The organism is Catellatospora coxensis (genome assembly GCF_016862635.1).
Taxonomy (GTDB): domain Bacteria; phylum Actinomycetota; class Actinomycetes; order Mycobacteriales; family Micromonosporaceae; genus Catellatospora; species Catellatospora coxensis.
Genome location: NZ_BONI01000178.1, coordinates 1 through 2487 on the forward strand (window position 1 = coordinate 1; position 2487 = coordinate 2487).

At 69.7% G+C, this 2487-nt stretch carries 3 protein-coding genes; 1 reads left to right on the forward strand and 2 read right to left on the reverse strand.

The genetic code is table 11. The annotated features are described in order from the left end of the window. Both Cco03nite_RS41820 and Cco03nite_RS41825 read right to left on the reverse strand, forming a co-directional pair. Positions 1–249 (reverse strand): carbohydrate binding domain-containing protein (locus tag Cco03nite_RS41820; protein WP_239168095.1); only part of this gene is annotated, 249 nt, incomplete at its 3' end. Between the two features lie 224 nt (positions 250–473). After that, a complete protein-coding gene (locus Cco03nite_RS41825; RefSeq protein ID WP_373314466.1) occupies positions 474–1205 on the reverse strand; it encodes a Type 1 glutamine amidotransferase-like domain-containing protein in 732 nt (243 codons plus the stop codon). A 169-nt stretch (positions 1206–1374) separates the two neighbouring features. Between Cco03nite_RS41825 and Cco03nite_RS41830 the strand changes: the two genes are divergently transcribed. Next, positions 1375–2400 (forward strand): beta-propeller domain-containing protein, encoded by a 1026-nt coding sequence (locus Cco03nite_RS41830; RefSeq protein ID WP_203699608.1) that lies wholly within the window; start codon positions 1375–1377, stop codon positions 2398–2400. Positions 2401–2487: the final 87 nt, after the last annotated feature.

Sequence of the window (2487 nt, forward strand, 5' to 3'; positions counted from 1 at the left end):
GATGGTCTTCTTGCGCCACCCGGTGCAGGCGGCGTCCATGGCCACCCCCGGCACCGCCGTCCACGACCCGCCCGTCGGCGCGTAATGGATGTTGACGGTGGTCCAGGCGGTGTTCGGCCGGTAGAACACGGTGACGGTGTTGGCGGCCGACGCGGGCACCGTCAGCATCGGGATCAGGCTCGCGACGAGACCGGTCAGGGCGAGCAGCATTGCTCCCCACCGGGCGCGAGCACGACGTCGAGCGCTCACGACAACTCCTCACACGGGGCCGTGCGGCATCGACGGAGGACGGTTCATCCGTGGCGGATGCGGCCACCGTTCTTGCGCAAGGCGATTGAAAGTTTCTGAAAGCTAGCAACAGATTTCTGGCATGTAAAGAGCCGCACATATCTATGGCATGCGCTTGACCCGCCGACCCTGCTCCGCAGGCCGGTTGAAATTCCTTTCAATCCCCGGGGCGTACGCCACCGGGCTCAGGACAGCAGGCGCGCTCCCAGCGGGCGCTCGCTCACCACTCCCGCGGCGTCGACCTCGACGCGGTACGCGTCGGCGCCCTCCGCGCTGGTGACGGCCTCGACCAGGTCGGTGCCGACGTAGTGCAGGCCGGTGCCGTCGTCGGTGGCGTGTCCCGCGGGCAGCAGGCCGCTGCCGACGTACTCGTGCAGCCGGGCACGGCGGGGCTGGCCGGGGAAGTCGTGGTGCACGCCGTTGCTGTACGGCAGGAACGCCAGCGCGTCGGTGACCGGGTCGAGGTCGTCGGAGAACGAGTCGGTGCTGCCGCCCACGTGCCAGCAGATGCTGCCCGCGCTGCCGCCGCCGAGCACCACCCCGGCCTCCCACGCCTCGCGCATGACCGCGTCGAGGCGGTGCGCCCGCCACACCGCCAGCAGGTTGACCACGCTGCCGCCGCTGACCCAGATCAGGTCCTGCGCCAGCAGGTGCGCCCGGACGTCGGCATGGTTGGGCTGCGGGAACAGCCGCAGGTGGGTGACCGTGTGCCCGGTGTCGTCGAAGGCCTGGCCGAACGCGGCGATTGCGGCGGGGTCGTCGCCGACGGCGGTCGGCACGTAGCAGATCCGGGCCCGGCGCACCCCGGTCAGCGCGACCGCATGCTCCATGAGCAGGCTGCGTTTACGCGGTGCGGCACCCGGCAGCGGGCGCAGCAGTCCGGACGCGGCGAAGATCTGCGGCGGGCGGGCCATCAGTCGATCATTGCACAGCCGGGGTTCTTCGACCCGTCGGATACACCGCTCCGTCCTGGCTACTGTCTGTCCGATACAGAACACGGATCGCATTGGGGACAGTCCGATACCGACTTTGTTCATAGGATCGCCACACGTTCCGTTCCAATAGTCAGGGGAAGCTATGGGAAGAATGCGCAAGTTGGCAGTCGGGCTGTGCCTGGTGGCCGCCGCGACGCTGATGCCGGTGTCACCGGCCGCGGCCGTCGTTCCGGGCACACCGGGCAACGTCGCGTTCATCCGCGGCGGCAACCTGTTCGTCGCCGAGTCGGGCGGCGCCGTCTGGCAGGCCACCACCGGCGGCGGCTACGAGTGGCCGCGCTGGCGTCCGTACTCCGACGGCATGGCCATCCTCAAGGACGGCGACCTGTGGGTGGGCTCGTACTCCACCTACGACCACGCCTTCCACGCCACCCAGCAGATCACGTCAGGGGCTGAGGTAGGCGCCGCGGCATGGTCGCCTGACGGCAACCGGCTGGCGTACGCGCAGGGCACCTTCGCGCCGACGGTCTTCATCGCCTACTTCGGCCCGGTCTCGGAGTCGGCCCGAGGGGCCGCCACGGTGCAGACGGTGAAGGTGGACACCCGCCTGAGCCCGGCGGCGCAGCGGATCGCCGACAAGCTGCCGAAGAAGAGCCAGGGTGTCGTCGCGGCCGCCGCGCCGACCACCTGGCACGCCGCCGCCAATTCGCTGGCGGTCGCCTGGTCGCCTGACGGCCGTTACATCGCCTACCCGAACGGCGAGTGCTTCGCGGTCTTCGACGACTGCCTCGGCATGATCGACCTCACCACCTGGACCGAGGTCTGGGTGGCGGCGTTCGGCGGCGGCGGCGCGGACCTGGACGGTTTCGCCACCATCCCCGCGTTCACCGCCGATTCCACGCGCATCATGTGGACCCAGCAGACCCGGCCCCGCTACGAGGCCGATCCGCAGATCAGCTACATCCACACGATGTCGGCCCTGGTCACCGACCCGTTCGGCAGCCAGGCCCAGGTGGGCGTCGACGGCGAGTACAGCGCCGTCCCGTCCCCCGCCGGCGGCAACACCGTCCTGGTCACCAGCGGCCGCAACAGCGTCGCCTGGGTCGCCCGCCGCACCGGCACCACCCGCACCTGGCTCTACCAGGGCTACCAGCACGACTGGCAGTCCCTGCCCTGACCAAAGGAAGGGCATCGTCGGCTCGCGTCAGCGAGACGAGTAGCAGCTCTGCTTGACGCTCTGCGTAGAGGAAGGGCACCTTCTTAA